This window comes from Streptococcus oralis subsp. dentisani, from assembly GCF_002096335.1.
Classification (GTDB): Bacteria; Bacillota; Bacilli; order Lactobacillales; family Streptococcaceae; genus Streptococcus; species Streptococcus oralis_Z.
In genome coordinates this window covers 185,999-203,615 of sequence record NZ_NCUW01000029.1, presented here as the reverse complement: position 1 = coordinate 203,615, position 17,617 = coordinate 185,999, and the positions used below count along the sequence as shown (strand labels likewise).

General features: G+C 41.8%; 16 protein-coding genes and 1 pseudogene. 9 read left to right on the top strand and 8 right to left on the bottom strand.

What is annotated here, in order from left to right:
* The first annotated feature begins 8 nt into the window (after nucleotides 1-8).
* The 7 genes and pseudogenes from B7709_RS05745 to B7709_RS05715 all read left to right on the top strand — a co-directional run bounded on the left by B7709_RS05745 (nucleotide 9) and on the right by B7709_RS05715 (nucleotide 4,493).
* Nucleotides 9-1,046, top strand: a complete 1,038-nt coding sequence (locus B7709_RS05745) for a hypothetical protein (RefSeq protein WP_084972049.1) — start codon at nucleotides 9-11, stop codon at nucleotides 1,044-1,046.
* A 74-nt stretch (nucleotides 1,047-1,120) separates the two neighbouring features.
* Entirely contained in the window at nucleotides 1,121-1,642 is a 522-nt protein-coding gene (locus B7709_RS05740; protein ID WP_084972048.1) for a hypothetical protein, read from the top strand.
* Nucleotides 1,643-1,656: 14 nt separating this feature from the next.
* On the top strand, nucleotides 1,657-2,199 hold the full coding sequence (locus B7709_RS05735) for a DUF3592 domain-containing protein (RefSeq protein ID WP_084972047.1): 543 nt from the start codon (nucleotides 1,657-1,659) through the stop codon (nucleotides 2,197-2,199).
* 13 nt (nucleotides 2,200-2,212) lie between these two features.
* Nucleotides 2,213-2,875: a hypothetical protein gene (locus B7709_RS05730; protein WP_084972151.1), complete on the top strand. Its 663-nt coding sequence runs from the start codon at nucleotides 2,213-2,215 to the stop codon at nucleotides 2,873-2,875.
* A gap of 78 nt (nucleotides 2,876-2,953) precedes the next feature.
* Entirely contained in the window at nucleotides 2,954-3,496 is a 543-nt protein-coding gene (locus B7709_RS05725; protein WP_042901941.1) for a DUF3592 domain-containing protein, read from the top strand.
* Nucleotides 3,497-3,702: 206 nt separating this feature from the next.
* Entirely contained in the window at nucleotides 3,703-3,960 is a 258-nt protein-coding gene (locus B7709_RS05720; RefSeq protein WP_084972150.1) for a metal-sensitive transcriptional regulator, read from the top strand.
* 42 nt (nucleotides 3,961-4,002) lie between these two features.
* Nucleotides 4,003-4,493, top strand: a pseudogene (locus B7709_RS05715) (prolyl-tRNA synthetase associated domain-containing protein).
* A gap of 128 nt (nucleotides 4,494-4,621) precedes the next feature.
* On the opposite strand, the gene B7709_RS05710 reads toward B7709_RS05715, so the two are convergent.
* The 8 genes from B7709_RS05710 to B7709_RS05675 all read right to left on the bottom strand — a co-directional run bounded on the left by B7709_RS05710 (nucleotide 4,622) and on the right by B7709_RS05675 (nucleotide 12,492).
* Nucleotides 4,622-5,659, bottom strand: a complete 1,038-nt coding sequence (locus B7709_RS05710; protein ID WP_084972046.1) for an aldose epimerase family protein — start codon at nucleotides 5,657-5,659, stop codon at nucleotides 4,622-4,624.
* Between the two features lie 147 nt (nucleotides 5,660-5,806).
* Nucleotides 5,807-6,802 (bottom strand): tagatose-bisphosphate aldolase, encoded by a 996-nt coding sequence (gene lacD, locus B7709_RS05705; protein ID WP_084972149.1) that lies wholly within the window; start codon nucleotides 6,800-6,802, stop codon nucleotides 5,807-5,809.
* A gap of 10 nt (nucleotides 6,803-6,812) precedes the next feature.
* Nucleotides 6,813-7,979: an SIS domain-containing protein gene (locus B7709_RS05700; RefSeq protein WP_084972045.1), complete on the bottom strand. Its 1,167-nt coding sequence runs from the start codon at nucleotides 7,977-7,979 to the stop codon at nucleotides 6,813-6,815.
* Nucleotides 7,980-8,083: 104 nt separating this feature from the next.
* Nucleotides 8,084-8,488 (bottom strand): PTS sugar transporter subunit IIA, encoded by a 405-nt coding sequence (locus B7709_RS05695; RefSeq protein WP_000045700.1) that lies wholly within the window; start codon nucleotides 8,486-8,488, stop codon nucleotides 8,084-8,086.
* Nucleotides 8,489-8,491: 3 nt separating this feature from the next.
* Nucleotides 8,492-9,313 (bottom strand): PTS system mannose/fructose/sorbose family transporter subunit IID, encoded by an 822-nt coding sequence (locus tag B7709_RS05690; RefSeq protein ID WP_000185287.1) that lies wholly within the window; start codon nucleotides 9,311-9,313, stop codon nucleotides 8,492-8,494.
* Nucleotides 9,300-10,205, bottom strand: a complete 906-nt coding sequence (locus B7709_RS05685) for a PTS mannose/fructose/sorbose/N-acetylgalactosamine transporter subunit IIC (protein ID WP_000616991.1) — start codon at nucleotides 10,203-10,205, stop codon at nucleotides 9,300-9,302. Before B7709_RS05685 ends, B7709_RS05690 begins: the two co-directional genes overlap by 14 nt.
* Before the next feature lie 26 nt (nucleotides 10,206-10,231).
* Nucleotides 10,232-10,708 (bottom strand): PTS sugar transporter subunit IIB, encoded by a 477-nt coding sequence (locus B7709_RS05680; RefSeq protein WP_000156968.1) that lies wholly within the window; start codon nucleotides 10,706-10,708, stop codon nucleotides 10,232-10,234.
* Nucleotides 10,705-12,492: a glycoside hydrolase family 35 protein gene (locus tag B7709_RS05675; RefSeq protein ID WP_084972044.1), complete on the bottom strand. Its 1,788-nt coding sequence runs from the start codon at nucleotides 12,490-12,492 to the stop codon at nucleotides 10,705-10,707. The genes B7709_RS05680 and B7709_RS05675 overlap by 4 nt, the downstream gene beginning before the upstream one ends.
* Before the next feature lie 276 nt (nucleotides 12,493-12,768).
* On the opposite strand from B7709_RS05675, the gene B7709_RS05670 reads away from it, so the two are divergent.
* Together B7709_RS05670 and strH are read left to right on the top strand one after the other, a co-directional pair.
* Complete coding sequence (locus B7709_RS05670) at nucleotides 12,769-13,527, top strand: GntR family transcriptional regulator (RefSeq protein WP_162279163.1); 759 nt, start codon at nucleotides 12,769-12,771, stop codon at nucleotides 13,525-13,527.
* Nucleotides 13,528-13,829: 302 nt separating this feature from the next.
* Nucleotides 13,830-17,564, top strand: a complete 3,735-nt coding sequence (gene strH / locus B7709_RS05665; protein ID WP_084972043.1) for an LPXTG-anchored beta-N-acetylhexosaminidase StrH — start codon at nucleotides 13,830-13,832, stop codon at nucleotides 17,562-17,564.
* Nucleotides 17,565-17,617 lie beyond the last annotated feature (53 nt).

Below are 17,617 nucleotides of genomic sequence, written 5' to 3'. Positions count from 1 at the left end.
GGAAGATAATGAAATCAAAATTAGTTCAAGTCATGCTTCTTGCACTCACTATTATAGGACTATACTTTGCTTATCAGGCATATCGCAGGCATGAGCTTACTCAGTTTGTTATGTGGAGTCCAAGGGTAAAAATTGCAAGTTATGAATTCATGGATGACAACAAGGCAGTAGCGATTGAGTGGGATAATGAGTCGGAGTTGAAAGATGCGAAAGAGGCTAAGAAATATGATTCGCGTGTCAATGTAGAAACAATGACGAGAGTTAATGGAGAACGCTATATTATCCAGCAAAGTTATAAGTTAAAATCAGCCACGTATAAGTATTGGATTCTTGAAGAGGATGCGGTTCCGTATTTGAAAAGTAATATTCCAGAGCGGGGAGAGTACTGGTTGTTAGATGTCTATGACACGAAAGATGGGACAATCAAACAAGAAACGTATGATGTATTTCAGATGGTGAGGGAATATAATAAGGATTATATTCCAAGAAGGGTTCGCAGCGTTAATTATTTCTTGTATACGGAACAAGGGAAAACTTACTTACCAATTAGTATGGCTGTTGGCCAACAGCCAGAATCAAAAACTAAAACTGGGCTTATTGATATAGAGGAAGGAAAGATAGTAGCAACTACTCCATCTGGTAAAACTTCCAAAGACCTTTATAACGATGAGCAAGAATCATACAAACCAAAGTTAGAAGATATTCTTATTTCGAATCATAAATTTTCAAACGAGAAGTTTGCCTTTGTCTTATCTCTTTTTAGTTTTAAAGAACCAGTAGAAAAATCCCAATACCTGTCCTTATCAAGCAAATATCCAAAGGTGTTTGATATATTAAGTAAAGGGTTGTTATCTGAATTATATTTCCTTGGAAAAGAAGATGTTCGTTTTGAAATCTCTCTCTTAAAGCTGGTTCTTCCAGAGGGTACAAATATTTTTAAGGACATCACCATTCCAGCAGCTAGTTCGAAAGATGGACAGGAATATTTGGTTCAAAGCGAAGAGGAGTTCTTACAATATTATAAATCCAGTACGGAGGAAGAATAATGGGACAAAAGTATTTATTTTATATTACTATAGATATTGGTATTTGACATTGAATTTTAAATAGGGAGGAAAAAATGAAGAAGTTATTTGTCATCGTCTTGTTATTGATTCTTGGAGCTTGCTCTAATGGAAAGGAAGCAGGGGGAACAGAGAAAAGTACACGCGAGACAGTTGTAAATAAAGAGAAGGAATTGAAATTTGTGGTAGCGCCGCAATACGAAGGTAAAACATCTGATTTAATTGAACTTGGAAAAAAATTGACCAAGGAACATCCCGAACTAGGTAGTAAGGGAAATATGGCTATCTACTTTACAGAAGCAGTTTCAGATGGTAGAGCGGCACTAATGCTCGTCAATAAAACTGACGTAGATATCAAAAAAGATTTGGAGTTTTCACTAAGCTGGTCCTACGATGGCAAGACTATTTTTGATAATCAAAAGATTAGCTATACTATCAAGGATAGTGGTGAGTTACCTTCTTACACAACTACGTTAATTTTGTTACCACTTAATTCAGAGCAACTGGAGATTATTGATTCGATGTCAGATCCATCTAAGATGACACTTTCAATGTCCGATGTGAAGAGCGCAGAATAAGATAGGAATTGAATGTGACAACAGAAACCATTTTATTTTTATTTGCTACCATCGTTATTCTTTCATCCTTGATTTTTTTATCTGGTACGTATTTTTATCTTTATTTTCGAGATAAAAAAATGGTACGTCTTGCCAAATCGTCTGTTAAGGGAACGGTTGTGGGCTATAGTAATTTTCAAGCTGGAAATCCTCCGGTTGTTGAATATACGGTTAACGGAACTACTTATAGCAAGCCATTACGGTATTTTATAATCAAAACGATTTCGCTTCCATGGGGGCCAATAAGTACGTCTGATAACTTTACCAGAGAGGACATGCTGGCGAATTCACTCACCTTTTATCGTAATTCCTTTATATCGTTTAATAACTTAATGCGTATGCATTTTCCAGTGTATTCGAAGATGACGGTATGGTATGATCCTGAGAAACCAAACAGAGCTTATGTGGAACGATACTGTGGAATCAACAAACTTTATAAATTGTTGGGTATCGGTAGTGCTATATTGTTAATCATGGTCTACGCCGTTGTAGTGCTTGCTTATTTGTTAGAGAGATAAGGTAATCCACATGATGTCACAAGAAAGATACTTGCAGATAAAAAAAGAGCATCAAGTTCGAAAGTTTGTGGGGCTTTGGCTATTCATTGTTCTCGCCATACTCGATATTCTACTGGTATCGAGTCATTCCAGTTATGTTCCGCTTATAACGGTGGCTATGGCAACGCTTGTGCCTTTTAATTATTTTCTACTGGGTCCTCTTGGGATACAGAAAAAAGCCATAGAAAAAGAGCACCCAGAATGGAAAACACTCAGTACAAAGGGAATAAAGGTTCCCTCGGCTGAAGCCAATAAAAGAACCTTGGCTGGTATTGGGACCTTGATTGCCTTACTATTGTCCTTTGGGCTATCCTATAAACCTGTAAAACAGCCGAACGACCAAGTAGACAAGCTGCCTAGGGTTGATTCTAAAGCGCCTAAGAAGTCCAAGTCTTCGGAGTCTGAGCCGTCTAGTTCCTCTAAGGCAAAAGAAACCAGTTCCTCAGAGTCGAAAGCCTCGTCTTCGACTGAACAAAGTTCTAAAACAGAAAGTTCAGAAACAAAGCCGTCAAAAAGCGAGTCCAATAATCCTTATTACCAGATTCCAGGACTTACTGACGAACAGGTGAGAGATATCGTATCGAAATCTGTGAAAGATATGAAAGAACAAGAGTCAAAAGAAAAATCCGAAGAGTAGACTCGAGGGATTCGATACCGATTCTGGACGAGTGAGTTCTTTGGGATTTTACTCTATAGAATAACTGGAGGAGTTCATATGAATAAAGAAGTGATTGGTTTGATAGTTGGGATCATCGTCATCTTCCTATCTTTTGTATTTGTATGTGGGACCTTTCTCTACCTCTATCTTCGAGATCAGAAGTTGGTCCGCCTTGCCCAGTCATCCGTACAGGGAACAGTTATCGGATATAGCCGTTTTCGTGAGGGGTATCCACCTATCGTCGAATACACGGTGGATGGGATTACTTATAAGAAAACCTTGCAGTATTTTATGTTCAAAACGGTCACGACTCCGTGGGGTCCTACTAAAGTTTCAAATGATTATACAAGAGAAGATATGCTAGCGTCTTCGATCACTCGCTACAGCAACTCCTTTGTTTCCTTCAAACGATTGATGCAGACCCATTTCCCCCTTCATTCGGAGCTGACGGTCTGGTACGATCCAGACAAGCCGAACAGGGCCTATGTCGAACGTTACAGCGGGATGGACAAGTTTTACAAGTGGTTTGGTATCGGATTTGGTCTGGCTCTAGTCCTAGTCTATGGGATAGTGATCCTTGCCTTTTTGTCCAAGATATAAGGCATAAAAGTCAGTTGGTTAATGGGCAACTTTATTTCCCATCAAGCTTCAAGGAGGACAGAGTTTCTTTTCCATTTTCATGCTCACCTATCTTTTCTATCTGATACAGAGGAGAGGTTGCCTCCTACAAATACAGACAGGAAGTGAATTTTGACAAAGCCCCTTATTCGAGATATAATGAAGAAAAAGTGACCAAGGATAAATTAATGACAAACTCAAAGTATATCACACGCCTGAAACGTTCAGAGGGCCAGTTGCGTGGGATTCAAAAGATGATTGAAGAAGATCGTGACTGCGCAGATATTGTTACGCAGTTGACAGCAGTGAAATCTAGCGTTGAGCGCGTGATTGAGATGATCATTACTGAAAATCTCACTGACTGCATCAACCAACCATTAGATGACCCCGAGGCTCAAAAGGAACGCCTAGAAAAGGCTGTTCAGTACCTAATCAAACGAAAATAACCCTCTTTTTGGGGCTATCAAGTTGATAAAGGAGGCTAGAAGATGGAAGCATACAAAAAAGTTGTAGAAATGCTAAATGGGCTAGATATTCCCTTTGATATCGTGGAGCACGAGCCAGCCTTAACCACGGAGCAGGCAGATAGTTTTATCGAGGAAATCGAAGGTATCCGTACCAAGACCATGTTTCTCACAAACAAAAAAGAAAAACAACCTATTATCTGGTAATCATGGATGATCAAAAGCGTCTGGATATGAGCCTCTTGAAAGAACTAATAGGAGCTAGCAGGATTCGGATGGCTTCGTCTGAGAGCTTGTTTGAAAAAATGAGCTTGCCCGCAGGTGTTGTTTCACCTTTTGGCTTGCTCAACAATACCGACAAGGACATTCAAGTTTATTTCGACAAAGAAATCATGTCGGAATAACGGATGAATTTCCACCCCAATACCAACGAGAAAAACCTCTTTTGGGCTACGATAGATTTGCTTCGTTTTCTAGAAGTGATTGGCTACGAGTTCCATATTATTGAGTTATAGGAAGCCGTAATCATCCACCTACCAACTTGTACTATTTATGCACACCATACACTACATCTTGAACAAAAAAACAAACACCAAAAATGATGTTTGTCTACTTTCTGAGAGCTGGATTCCAGCTCTTCTTTTTATTTAACAACAAGCTCGTAACGAGTCTTACTAGTAAAGGTTTGCCCTGCTTTGAGAATGACTTGATCTTTAAAGTCACTGTGAATGGCATCTGGTAAAGCTTGCGCTTCAAGGGCAATTCCATTGTGCTGAATCATTGGCTGACCAGCTATGATGACAGTCTCATCCACAAAGTTTGCTGTGTAGACCACAAAGCAAGGAGCCTCTGTCTTGAAAAGCAGGAAGCGACCTGAATTTTGGTCATAAAGGAAACCAGCATTGTCATGACCTGCAGGAAGAGCAAATGGGTGATCCAAACCAGATACCAGTTGGATTTGCTCATCTTCTTCTGCAAAGATATCCTTGAGCAAGGCACCATTGTAGATGTGTTTCACCACATCACGATAAGCATCTGGAGTCTTGGCCGGAACACCGTCGGGAGCGATTGGGTAAATGCCCTCCGTATTTAGTTGGAAAACATGGCGGTCAACTGTCTGCGTGAAATCACCAGACAAGTTGAAATAGCTGTGATTAGTTGGATTGACAAGCGTATCCTGATCGGTTGTTACCTTATAGCTGACTTCGTAGGCACCAGTTTCTTCCAAGTGGTAGCTAATCCAAATCTTAAGATTACCAGGAAATCCTCCTGTCCCGTCTGTACGCTCTGTGTAGAGAGTCAAGCCATGGTCGCTCACCTCTACCAATTCAAACAAGCTTGAATCCCAACCTGTTGAACCACTGTGGTTACAGTTGCTGGCATTGTTGACTTCAAGATTATAGGTCTGGTCATTGAGCTCAAAGGTCGCACCTGCAATACGGCCCGCTACAGGACCTACACTTGCTCCATGCTTGGGACTATTGCCTACATAGCTATCAAAATCATCAAAGCCCAAGATAACATTGGCAAAGTTTCCAGCCTTGTCAGGTGTGACATAGCGCAAGATGGTTGCACCATAAGTCATGACCTCTAGCTGATAACCTGCCTCAGTCTCAAAGCGATAGGCCAAGACATCCTTGCCCTCATGATTTCCAAATACACGCTCTGTGTATGCTTTCATTTTTGTCTCCTTTAATCCATTTCTCTTAAGTAAACAAACCATAGAGAGTGTATACACCATCTATGGTTGTAGTTTCTATTTTCAGAATCCTTTGTCAGAAAACCTTAAGTATCTTCTTAACAAAAAGGAATTCTTCTATTCTTGTTTTTATGCTTCTACACGTTCTTTCCATGAAGTTGCTGTTTTTTGAAGAACTTTATTGAGTTCGTCAATGTTCTCAAATCCAGTTGTGCGTAACCATTCACGAGCTGCTGCTTCACCGTCTTTGATGTAGGCTTCAACTGATCCAGCCCAGGTTGCACGGCCGCAAAGAACTCCGTTGAAGTTTGCGCCTGATTCGTGGGCAAAAACAAGTGTTTCTTGGAAGAGTTTAGCTGATACACCCGCACTCAAGTAGATGTATGGAAGATTTGTTGCTTCGTCTTGAGCTTTGAAGAAGGCTGCTGCTTCTTCGCGTGTATGCACGATTTCACCATCGCCAAAGCCTTCAACATATTTGACGTTGACTGGAACTTCCACTTTCAAGACATCAATGTTGAAGCGTGGGTCTGAGAAGACCTTCATGGCACCGATAACCTTGTGTGGTTTCACTTTTGCGTATTCTGCAGAACCTGCATCAGCGATTTTTTCATCGTAAGCGAGGATTTCAAGGAAGAATGGAATGTCTTCTGCCACGCATTCAGAACCAATGCGTTCGATGTAGGCTTGTTTTTGTTGATTGAGTTCGTCAGCGCTGTCTACATCATAGTAAAGCAAAAATTTGACAGCATCTGCACCTTGTTCTTTGATGCGTTTGGCAGACCAAACATCCAAGCAGTCTGGCAAGCGTTTGGTGCTTGTTGTGTCGTATCCTGTTTTTTCATAAGCAAGGAGAAGACCAGCATTTGGAGCAAGCGCTTTTGTAGCTGGGAGACCATACTCAGGGTCGAGAAGCATAGAGGATGCGTATTTTGTCAATTCATCTGCAACCAAAACCTTGAGTTCTTCCATTTGAGCCACTGTTGGTTCTTCTGTTTGGTATTGAGCCATGAGGCGTTTCAAAGCACCACGTTGGTCAAAGGCAAGAGCTGAGATAATGCCGTTCTCGTCAGAGAGTTTTTGCAAGCAAGCTACTTTATTGGGACTTAATTGTAATTTACTCATAGACACTTCCTTATTTTTGATAGTCATGAATGATCACACCTTGTACCACACGGTTTACGGTACCTGTAGGAGATGGTGTATCTGGTTTATTTTCTACCTTGAGTGAAGTCAATAGGGCAAAGAGTTGGGCATAAACGATGTAAGGGAAGACACGGTAAATATCGTTCAAGACACCGCCACAACCAAGGGCCACTTCTTTGACATTTTCAAGACCAAAGGCTTGATCACTCAAAAGCACAACACGACGAGCAATGTGATCACCAGCAACTTCACGAACCAAGTCCAAGTCGTACTTGCGAGTGTAGTCTGTCGTTGTACCAAAGACCAAAACAACGGTATCTTCGTTGATCAATGATTTTGGACCGTGACGGAAACCGACTGGGCTTTCATACATAGTTGCCACTTGACCAGCTGTTAATTCCAAAATCTTGAGCTGAGCTTCATGAGCAAGGCCAAAGAAAGGACCTGCACCCAGGTAGATAACACGGTTAAAGTCGAGGTCAACAAGCTCTTTAACATCTGCTGCATTGTCTAGAATCTTACGAGCAAGGCTAGAAACAACTTCAAAACGTTCAGTTTTCACAGCAAATTCTGTAGGATCAAAGACCAAGAGAGCTGTTAGCATCATAGACGTAAAACTAGAAGTCATGGCAAATCCAGCGTCATTGGAAGCAGCTGGTTGCAAGAGTAAGAGATTGTGGTCATCGCCATGGGCTTGAAGTGCCAATTTCCCTTCTGCAGCACATGTAATGGTCACTTGATAGAGGTCGTCAACCAAGGCTTTAGCCAAATCAACCGTCGCCACACTTTCAGGTGAATTTCCACTACGAGCAAAGGAAACAAGGACAGTCGCCACATCTTTTTTCAGATAGGTTTCTGGATTGGCAACAATATCAGTTGTCGCAATGGCATTGAAATTCCATTTGCGTTCGTCATAGACTTCCTTAAAGTAAGGCACCAAGGTATCTCCCACATAAGCAGAAGTCCCAGCACCTGTCAAGATGACCTTGATATAGTCATGTTTATCCGCAATCCCTTGTAGGAAGGCTGCAATTTCTTCCCGTTTCGCTTGATAGGCTTCAAAAGCTTCTTTCCATACATCAGGCTGTTGGTAGATTTCACGAGTCGTGATTTCTGCACCCAGTTCAAGTAATTCTTCTTTTGTGTAATTTAGCATAGAGTTCCTCTAATCTATTGTTGTTTCATTCCTATTGAAAATATGGGAATGGGAGTGACTCCCATTCCCATGTATATTCTATATAAGATGCTCTAAGTTACATCTTATTCATCTTCGTCATCATCGAAGCCCGCTAACAGGTCGTTGACTTTTACAATGCTTTCTGCAGCACGGCTCTTATAATCCGCATCTGCACCTGTAAGGCTTGCATTGATAAATTCAATCACCATTGGAAGATTCATCCCTGCGTAGAGTTCAATGTCGCGTCCTTCCATGATCAAACGGCTTACCACGTTACATGGTGTACCACCGAGAAGATCCGCAAAAACTAGGAAATCATCCAATCCTTCGATAGCAGCTTCAAATTTTGCAGTAAATTCTTCTGGACCATCTTCTGGAAGAAGAGCCACCGCATGAATGTTGTCCTGTGGACCCATGATCATTTCTGTGCTACCTTTAAGTTCTTCACAGAAACGACCATGACTCACCAAAATTAATGATTTACTCATAAATTATGCGCCCATTCCAAGCAAGAATTTACCGATGAATGAAAGACCTACTGCAAGAACGATAATGATACCGATCGCTTTAGTAGAGTTCATACCTTTCTTACCAAGCAACCAGAAGATAAAGGCAGTAAAGATTGCTGGAAGCAAGCGTGGGAAGATTGAGTTCAAGATGTCTTGGAAGTCAATCATCTTTTCACCGATTGGCAATTTGTAAGAAATCTCAAAGTTGATCATTGTCGCTACAAGAGCACCCATCATGAAGACACCAAGTACAGATGCAGCATCAATCAAAGCTGTCAAAGTACTTTGCATGTTGTTGATAAGGTTAACCCCTTCTTTGTAGGCAAATTCCAATTGTTTCCAACGGAAGATGTCATATGCAACTGCAACTGCGATCCAAAGGAAGATACCCCATGGTTGGCCAGCGATAGCCATAGTTGCTGCGATAGATCCCATGATAGCAGGTACAAGTGAACCAAAGATTGTATCTCCAAGAGGAGCGAATGGTCCCATCAAACCTGTCTTGATACCGTTAACGGCATCTTTTGAACCCACACCATCTTTTTCTTCCATGGCAAGGTCAAAACCAGCGATAATAGTGTGGAAGAATGGTGAAGTATTGAAGAATTGAGTATGAACTTTCATCATTTCTTTCAATTCAGGAGTTCCATCCCCATACATTTTACGCAATTGAGGCAAGATCATGTAAAGGTAACCAGAAGCTTGCATACGTTCGTAGTTCCAACCTAATTGGAAAGTAAACAAGCTACGTTTGTTGATTTGATTAAAATCTTCTTTTGTAAGTTTGTAATTAGAATTCGTCATCTTCGATTTCCCCACTTTCTGATGGTGTAGAAGGTGCTGCTACAGCTACTTTTTGGCTGTTCTTAAAGTGAACAACTGCAAGGAAGATACCTACGATAGAGATACCGATCATAGACAAACCTTTGAAGTTGTTAGCAAAGCCAATCTTTTCAGCAACATCAGCAGGAAGAGTACCAAGGATACCCGCAACGGCTCCACCAAGACCTGTTACATATGAGTAAAGAACAGTCAACATAGCTGTCAAACCGAATCCCATTGCAAGGTAGTGAAGGTTACGTTTAACTGGAAGGTAACGAAGCAAGATTGCAAATCCAAGACCTGGAAGCATACGACCTGCAAGTGTCAAACCGTCTGCAACCCATTGGTATTCTTTAACAAGGTCTACTACTGATTGTACGAAAGCACCACCAAAAGCAAGAGCGAAGAATACTGGAAGGGCACGAGAAAGAGCCCATGGAAGCGCACCAAGTAGGTAGTTACGTTCGATACCTTTGTAGTCAAAGCGTTCGATCGCAGCATCAATACGGTGTGCAAAGAAAGTAGTTGTCATACGTCCAAGAACGTCGAAGTATGTCAAAAGTGCTGCTACTGGTACAGCGATTGTTGTAATCGCAAGGTCTGTATCAATACCTTGAGAGATAGAGAATGCTGTTGCAAGAACCGCACCAGAAGTTGCGTCGATACGAGAAGCACCACCGAAGGTACCAACCCCGAGAACGAACAACTGCAAGCTACCACCGATAAACAAACCAGTTGTCACATCTCCCATGATCAAACCAGTAATGAAACCAGCGAATACAGGGGAACCTGCAGATGAAACGATTGTCAACTCATCACAGATTTGATAAGCTGAGTACAAAGTGAGAAGTAAAATTTGCCACCATTGTATCATAACAATGACCTCCTAAAAATTTTTTCCTATTTTAATAAGCTCAAAAAGTCTGAAACTGGATCATTTGGAACCATTTGAGCAGTGAGTTTCACACCTTTTTCTGCTAGTTTGTGGAAATCTTCCACATCCTTGTCTACCACGTTGATAGAACGTGTGATAGAGCGAGTTTCTGGTGTTTGAGACATATTGCCGACGTTGAGTGTTTCAAGCGGAACACCTGCTTCGACCAAACCAAGGAAACGGTCTGGTTTACGTGCAACGATAAAGAGACGTTGACTATCGTATTTACCAGCAAGGATATTTGCTGCTGCTTTCTCAACTGGCAAGATACTGAGTTTCACACCTGGTGGTGTTGCAAGTTTCAAACCACTCTTTTCAATATCGTTGTTAACAACTTCGTCGTCTACAACCATAATGCGCGAAACATTTAGTTTTCCAGCCCAAAGATTGGCTACTTGACCGTGGATCAAACGTCCATCGATACGGCATCCTACAATTGTCATAAGTTTTCCCCCTTTATGTGTTTTAGTGTAGGTTTACGAGTTAAATGAATCTCTTCTTTATATTCACCTTCAGTTTCAAAGATGATGATGCGGTTATCACCTTGCTTGAGATAGCTATGAGGGATATAAAGTGAGAGGGTCGGGCCGACATTCCAGAAACGTCCTAGGTGAAGCCCGTTGACAAAGGCAACTCCCTTACCGAACTCAGATAAATCTAAGTAGGTATCCTTAGGCTCTTCAACGGTAAAGTCGAAAGCGTAAAAGGCTGGTTGTCCTTCTGTCCATCCTTTTGAAAAATCAATTTTCTCAGGATTATCCAATGGAAGTGGATATTGTTTCCAATTTAACATGAAGTGTAGATCCTTACAGACACCTGTACGAATCCCTTTACGTTGCGTATCTGCCAAGAACTTATGTCCGTAGTTGACACGCCCCATATTTTCGATCAAGATGTCAATCTCTGAAAAGCCTTCTCGGTTGCCTTGACAGTAGATATCTTCACCAATTTCTGTCTGGTATTGAGTGGCAATCCATTGACCATCTACATAGAGTTGAGCTCGGTCACGTCCATCGATGATACGGAGACGTTCCTCTTCTGCATCCCAACTTGCTTCGGTACGATAAAGAAGATAGCCATAACTTTGACCAAGTTCTTCCATCGCTTTTGGATAGAGGCTTTCAGTTGGACTTGCCAGACTATCCAAGGTTTCAAACAAGGAAACTTTTTCGACTAGTGGAATGGATTCCATTTCCATGCTTTCCTTGTAAAGTGGTTCCAACTGTGGATACTCTGGAAAGTGTGTTGCCATCATCTTCTTGACTGCTAGGTATTTAGCAGTTGGATTTCCTTCTTCATCGAGAAGGGCATCATAATCGTAAGATGTAACTTGTGGCAAATCCAGAGTTCCTCGAGCCGAGCAACCATTCATGAAACCAAAGTTTGTTCCGCCATGGAACATGTAAAGGTTGATGGAGCCTTGCTCTAACACCTCTCGAACAGCTTCTGCCAACTCTTTTGGATCACGCGTGATGATGGGTTCTTTCCAACGGTTGAACCAGCCATCCCAGAATTCCATACACATGAGGGGCCATTTTTTGCCATACTCATCAAAGAATTCTTGCATCTGTGAAAAGTTGTAAGGAGCCTTAGAACCGAAGTTTCCTGTCACAAAGAGATCTTCTTCAATCAAGGTTCCGGCTTTCAGAGTAGCCCTCCAAGGACCGTCTGAAGTAAAGAGTGGGCAATCAATCCCTCGATCTTCCATCAATTTTCGAATCGCTCTCAGATAAGACTTATCTTCTCCATAAGAACCATATTCATTTTCGACTTGCATCATGAGAATGTTTCCGCCATTGTCCAACAAGCGAGGCACGAGCCTTGGCAATAATTGGTCATAATAGCGAGCAACTGCCTCGATGTAGGCCGGGTCGGACGAGCGGATTCGCATGGGCTTGGTCAAGAGCCAAGCTGGTAAGCCACCGAACTCCCACTCGGCACAGATAAATGGCGAAGGACGTACAATAGCATAAAGGCCCAATTCCTGTGCTATTTGGAGAAATTTCTCCAAATCTAGAGCACCTTCAAAATTAAATTTTCCCTCAACAGGCTCGTGTAAATTCCAAGCCACATAAGTCTCGACTGTATTAAAGCCAAGCGCCTTTAAGTTGTAGAGAGAATGATACCAATCCTCTGCTGGAATCCTAAAATAATGAATGGCGCCGGACAAAATCTTGAACGGTTCTCCATCTAGGTAGAAATCGTTCTCAATTTTAAATCTTGGCATGTTCCCACCTCTGACTAATTAAGTTTGCGCTTTCATTTGTTATAATATTAAATATAATCAAATCTTTTGCATTTGTCAATAGGTTTTAGAAAATTTTTTAAATTTTTTCTATTTTTTTACTTCTCTTTTACTAGCTTTCTGCAAATACCACATGAAAATGAACCCTCTAGTAAATTTTAGCAAGTCGTTAAAATGAGCTACTTCTCATACATAGAATAACATTTTTAGTCTGTTATTCTATTTTTTTATCTAAATACTACTATTTTCTTTATATTTATGGTAAAATCAAGGATAGAGAAAGAGAATCGAGGTGAAATTATGGCTATTCCAAAATACCAATATATTAAAGATGAATTGAAAAACAAAATAATCTCTGGTCAATTTGCGAGTGGAGACAAGTTCTATACTGAAGCAGAGTTGATCGCCATGTATGATGTAAGTTCTATTACCGTCGTACGCGCTTTGAACGACCTTGCCAAAGATGGCTATATTGTCCGCCAACAAGGGAAAGGAACATTCGTATCACGCGCTCGTAAGCACAAACTCGTTGAATTTTCAGATGTCGAAATCTTTGAAACAAAAGATGATAAGGTAACCGTCCTTTCTATCGAACGTGGAAACACACTTGAATATTTGGAGAAACTTGGATTACGTGGTGATCAATTCTACTATAAAATTGAACGAATTCGTCAAAGTAATGACGTAACTTATATCTACCACACTTCTTATATTCCTGAACAATATATCAATGCCAACTATCCAAATCTTGACTACTATAGTTCTATCTATACACGCTTCAAGCTGGACTACCACATCCACATGAGTGATGAGCATTTTGAGGAAATCAATGAGATTGCATTCCCAACCCCCGAGCACGCTGCTTCTGTATTAGGAATCGATACACAATTCCCAACAGTCTTCCAAACCAAGACAACCAAGCTAGAAGCTACTGGTCAAGTTCTGGCCTATAGCGAAACTTATAAGCGAGCGGATTACTACAAGATTAAATTTATCTCAAGTAATAGAGGTCGATAAGAAAAACCTGAGTTTAGACTCAGGTTTTTCTATGTCTATTATAGCATGCACCATTTAGTATGAACATACGATAAAAGGTAAATCTATAATTAGTAGCGTTTTTACTAAAAACAAGTAAAATAGTCAGAAAAATTTTCTGCTAGAGCAGATTTGCTAGGGGAAACAGCTTCCTAATCTTATGATTTTTTCCATTTATTATAGTTCTTTCATAAAGCCGCTTGACTTTTTATAGTTTAGATAATAAAATAAAAACAGTTTTATGTAAACGTTATCATACAACATAATAACAAGGAGGTTTTATCATGAAACTAGAAAAGAAACAGCGCTTCTCCATCCGTAAATACGCGATTGGGGCAGCTTCTGTACTCATAGGATTTGCCTTCGGTACCCACGTCGTGTCTGCCGACAGCGTCACTCCAACACCAGAAAATCCAAGCGCAGCTCAAACTGCTCAGGGACAGTCGCAGACAGCTGAGACATCGGTTGAAAGCAAAATTGAAGAAACAGTTGAGGCAAAAAGCACGGAGGAGAAGAATGCTTCAGCTACACTCGCTCCAACAGTCGAAAAAACTGAATCTCCAGTAATTGCAGAGAAAGCTGACGAGACTCCAGTCGCTGAAAAAACTACTCCTGTTTCAAAAGAACAATCAGAACCAGTAAAAATTGACGAAGAAAAGAAAAACGAAGTTGTCACACCTGCAGTAGCCACTCCTAGCGCCGAACGGGCTGCTCAGGTAAACGAAAAACTAGCTAAAAGAAAAATGATCTCAATCGACGCTGGACGCAAGTACTTTTCTCCAGATCAACTCAAAGAAATCATCGACAAAGCTAAACACTACGGTTATACTGATCTTCATTTACTAGTTGGAAATGATGGCATGCGTTTCATGCTAGACGACATGACCATCAAAGCCAATGGCAAAACCTATGCAAGTGATGATGTCAAACGTGCTCTCGAAAACGGAACGGATGCCTACTACAAGGATCCAAACGGCAACCATTTGACAGAGAGTCAGATGACGGACTTGATTAACTACGCTAAAAACAAAGGTATTGGCCTTATCCCAACCGTAAACAGCCCTGGCCACATGGATGCTATTTTGCATGCCATGAAAGAACTAGGTATCCAAAAACCGAATTTCAACTACTTTGGGAAAGAATCTGCTCGTACCGTTGACCTTGATAACAAAGAAGCGGTTGAGTTCACAAAAGCTTTAATCGACAAGTATGCTGCTTACTTTGCTGGCAAATCTGACATCTTTAACATCGGACTAGATGAATACGCCAACGATGCTACAGATGCCAAAGGTTGGAGCGTTCTTCAGGCCTACAAGTGGTATCCAGAAGATGGCTTCCCAGATAAGGGTTACGACAAATTTATCGCCTACGCCAATGACCTTGCTCGCATCGTCAAATCTCACGGCCTCAAACCAATGGCCTTTAACGACGGTATCTACTACAATAGCGACACTAGCTTTGGAACTTTTGACAAAGACATCATCGTTTCTATGTGGACTGGTGGATGGGGCGGATATGACGTCGCTTCTTCTAAACTTCTAGTTGAAAAAGGCCACCAAATCCTTAATACCAACGATGCTTGGTACTATGTTCTAGGACGGAATGCAGATGGTCAAGGCTGGTACAATCTCGACCAAGGACTCAATGGTATCAAGAACACTCCAATCACTTCGGTACCAAAATCTGATGGGGCAGATATCCCATTTATAGGCGGTATGGTAGCTGCTTGGGCAGATACCCCATCTGCACGCTATTCACCATCACGCCTCTTCAAACTCATGCGTAGCTTCGCAAATGCTAACGCTGAGTACTTTGCTGCCGACTATGAGTCTGCTGAGCAAGCCCTTAAAGAAGTGCCAACAGACCTTAAACGCTATACTGCAGAAAGCGTCGCAGCTGTCAAAGAAGCTGAAAAAGCCATTCGCTCACTCGACAGCAATCTCAGCCGTGCCCAACAAGATACCATTGACCAAGCAATCGCGAAACTCCAAGAAGCTGTTAGCAACCTAACCTTCACACCAGAAGCTCAAAAAGAAGAAGACGCGAAACGCGAAGTTGAAAAACTTGCCAAGAACAAGGTAATCTCTATCGACGCTGGACGTAAGTACTTCACGCTGGACCAACTCAAGCGCATCGTAGACAAGGCGAGCGAACTCGGATACTCTGATGTACATCTCCTCCTTGGAAATGATGGACTTCGCTTCCTACTTGATGACATGACTATCACAGCTAACGGCAAAACTTATGCAAGTGACGATGTCAAAAAGGCCATCATCGAAGGAACAAAAGCTTACTACGATGATCCAAATGGAACCACTCTTAGTCAAGCTGAAATCACTGAATTAATCGAGTACGCAAAATCAAAAGGTCTCGGACTCATCCCAGCGATTAACAGCCCAGGTCACATGGATGCCATGCTCGTCGCTATGGAAAAACTTGGAATCAAGAATCCTCAAGCTAACTTTGACAAGGTCTCAAAAACAACCATGGACCTCGAAAACGAAGAAGCCATGAACTTTACCAAAGCCCTCATCGGCAAGTACATGGACTTCTTTGCAGGTAAGACAAAAATCTTCAACTACGGTACAGACGAATATGCCAATGATGCTACCAACGCGCAAGGCTGGTACTACCTCAAATGGTATGGACTCTATGGCAAGTTTGCTGAGTACTCTAACACTCTTGCTGCTATGGCTAAAGAACGAGGCCTTCAACCAATGGCCTTCAACGATGGTTTCTACTATGAAGACAAGGATGATGTTGAGTTTGACAAGGATGTCATCATCTCTTACTGGTCTAAAGGATGGTGGGGCTATAACCTTGCAACGCCTCAGTACCTAGCAAGCAAAGGCTACAAATTCCTTAACACCAACGGAGACTGGTACTACATTCTCGGCCAAAAACCTGAAGATGGTGGTGGTTTCCTCAAAAAAGCAATTGAAAACACTAAAAAAACACCATTTAACCAGCTTGCATCTACCAAATATCCTGAGGTAGACCTTCCAACAGTTGGAAGTATGCTTGCCATCTGGGCAGATAGACCAAGCGCTGAGTACAAGGAAGAAGAAATTTTTGAACTCATGACTGCCTTTGCAGACAATAACAAAGACTACTTCCGCGCTAACTACAATGCCCTCCGTGAGGAACTTGCTCAAATCCCTGCAAACTTGGATGGATACAGCAAGGAAAGCTTGGATGCTCTAAATGCAGCTAAAGAAGCTCTCAACTACAACCTCAACCGTAACAAACAAGCCGAGCTAGACGCTCTCGTAGCCAAACTCAAGGCAGCCCGCCTAGGCCTCAAACCAGCAGCAACCCACTCAGGAAGCCTCGATGAAAACGAACTAGCTGCTAATGTTGAAACCAAACCTGAACTCATCACAAGAGCAGAAAAGATTCCTTTTAAAGTTATCAAGAAGGAAAATCCGAACCTCCCAGCCGGTCAGGAAAAGATCATCACACCAGGTGTAGAGGGCGAACGCACTCATTACATCTCTGTCCTTACTGAAAATGGGAAACAAACAGAAACTGTTCTAGATAGCCAAGTAACCAAAGAACCTGTGACCCAAGTGGTTGAAATCGGTGCCCCTATTACTCACAAAGGGGATGAACACGGTCTTGCTCCAGTCGCAGAGGCAAAACCAAGACTGGACATCCAAGAGGAAGCAATTCCATTCCCTACCGTGACACGTGAAAATCCGCAATTGCCACTCGGACAAACGCAAGTCGTCCTTGCTGGAGCAAATGGTCGCCGTACGATTTTCTACTCTGTCAGCACCACTGCTGACGGCAAGGAAGAAAGAACCCTTGTCAATAGTGCGGTATCACAGGAAGCGGTCGCTCAGGTTGTCGAAGTCGGAACTGCCGTTGAGAAAGCTGAGCAAGCTGAAACAACTACTAGCAAAGCAGATGAAAAACAACTCCCTGCAACAGGAAGCCAAGACTCTGCAGGCTTGGTCGCAGTAGGACTCATGGCCACACTAGCAGCCTATGGACTCACTAAGAGAAAAGAAGATTAAACCCCTTCGATAAGCATACAAAAAAGCGAGATTGAATCTCGCTTTTTATTGTT

What these genes read in the sequence shown, in the direction of transcription:
- B7709_RS05745 (WP_084972049.1), top strand. Translation starts at nt 9, where the DNA reads ATGAAATCAAAATTAGTTCAAGTCATGCTTCTTGCACTCACTATTATA.
- B7709_RS05740 (WP_084972048.1), top strand. Translation starts at nt 1,121, where the DNA reads ATGAAGAAGTTATTTGTCATCGTCTTGTTATTGATTCTTGGAGCTTGC.
- B7709_RS05730 (WP_084972151.1), top strand. Translation starts at nt 2,213, where the DNA reads ATGTCACAAGAAAGATACTTGCAGATAAAAAAAGAGCATCAAGTTCGA.
- B7709_RS05725 (WP_042901941.1), top strand. Translation starts at nt 2,954, where the DNA reads ATGAATAAAGAAGTGATTGGTTTGATAGTTGGGATCATCGTCATCTTC.
- B7709_RS05720 (WP_084972150.1), top strand. Translation starts at nt 3,703, where the DNA reads ATGACAAACTCAAAGTATATCACACGCCTGAAACGTTCAGAGGGCCAG.
- B7709_RS05710 (WP_084972046.1), bottom strand. Translation starts at nt 5,659, where the DNA reads ATGAAAGCATACACAGAGCGTGTATTTGGAAATCATGAGGGCAAGGAT.
- lacD (WP_084972149.1), bottom strand. Translation starts at nt 6,802, where the DNA reads ATGAGTAAATTACAATTAAGTCCCAATAAAGTAGCTTGCTTGCAAAAA.
- B7709_RS05700 (WP_084972045.1), bottom strand. Translation starts at nt 7,979, where the DNA reads ATGCTAAATTACACAAAAGAAGAATTACTTGAACTGGGTGCAGAAATC.
- B7709_RS05695 (WP_000045700.1), bottom strand. Translation starts at nt 8,488, where the DNA reads ATGAGTAAATCATTAATTTTGGTGAGTCATGGTCGTTTCTGTGAAGAA.
- B7709_RS05690 (WP_000185287.1), bottom strand. Translation starts at nt 9,313, where the DNA reads ATGACGAATTCTAATTACAAACTTACAAAAGAAGATTTTAATCAAATC.
- B7709_RS05685 (WP_000616991.1), bottom strand. Translation starts at nt 10,205, where the DNA reads ATGATACAATGGTGGCAAATTTTACTTCTCACTTTGTACTCAGCTTAT.
- B7709_RS05680 (WP_000156968.1), bottom strand. Translation starts at nt 10,708, where the DNA reads ATGACAATTGTAGGATGCCGTATCGATGGACGTTTGATCCACGGTCAA.
- B7709_RS05675 (WP_084972044.1), bottom strand. Translation starts at nt 12,492, where the DNA reads ATGCCAAGATTTAAAATTGAGAACGATTTCTACCTAGATGGAGAACCG.
- B7709_RS05670 (WP_162279163.1), top strand. Translation starts at nt 12,769, where the DNA reads ATGGTAAAATCAAGGATAGAGAAAGAGAATCGAGGTGAAATTATGGCT.
- strH (WP_084972043.1), top strand. Translation starts at nt 13,830, where the DNA reads ATGAAACTAGAAAAGAAACAGCGCTTCTCCATCCGTAAATACGCGATT.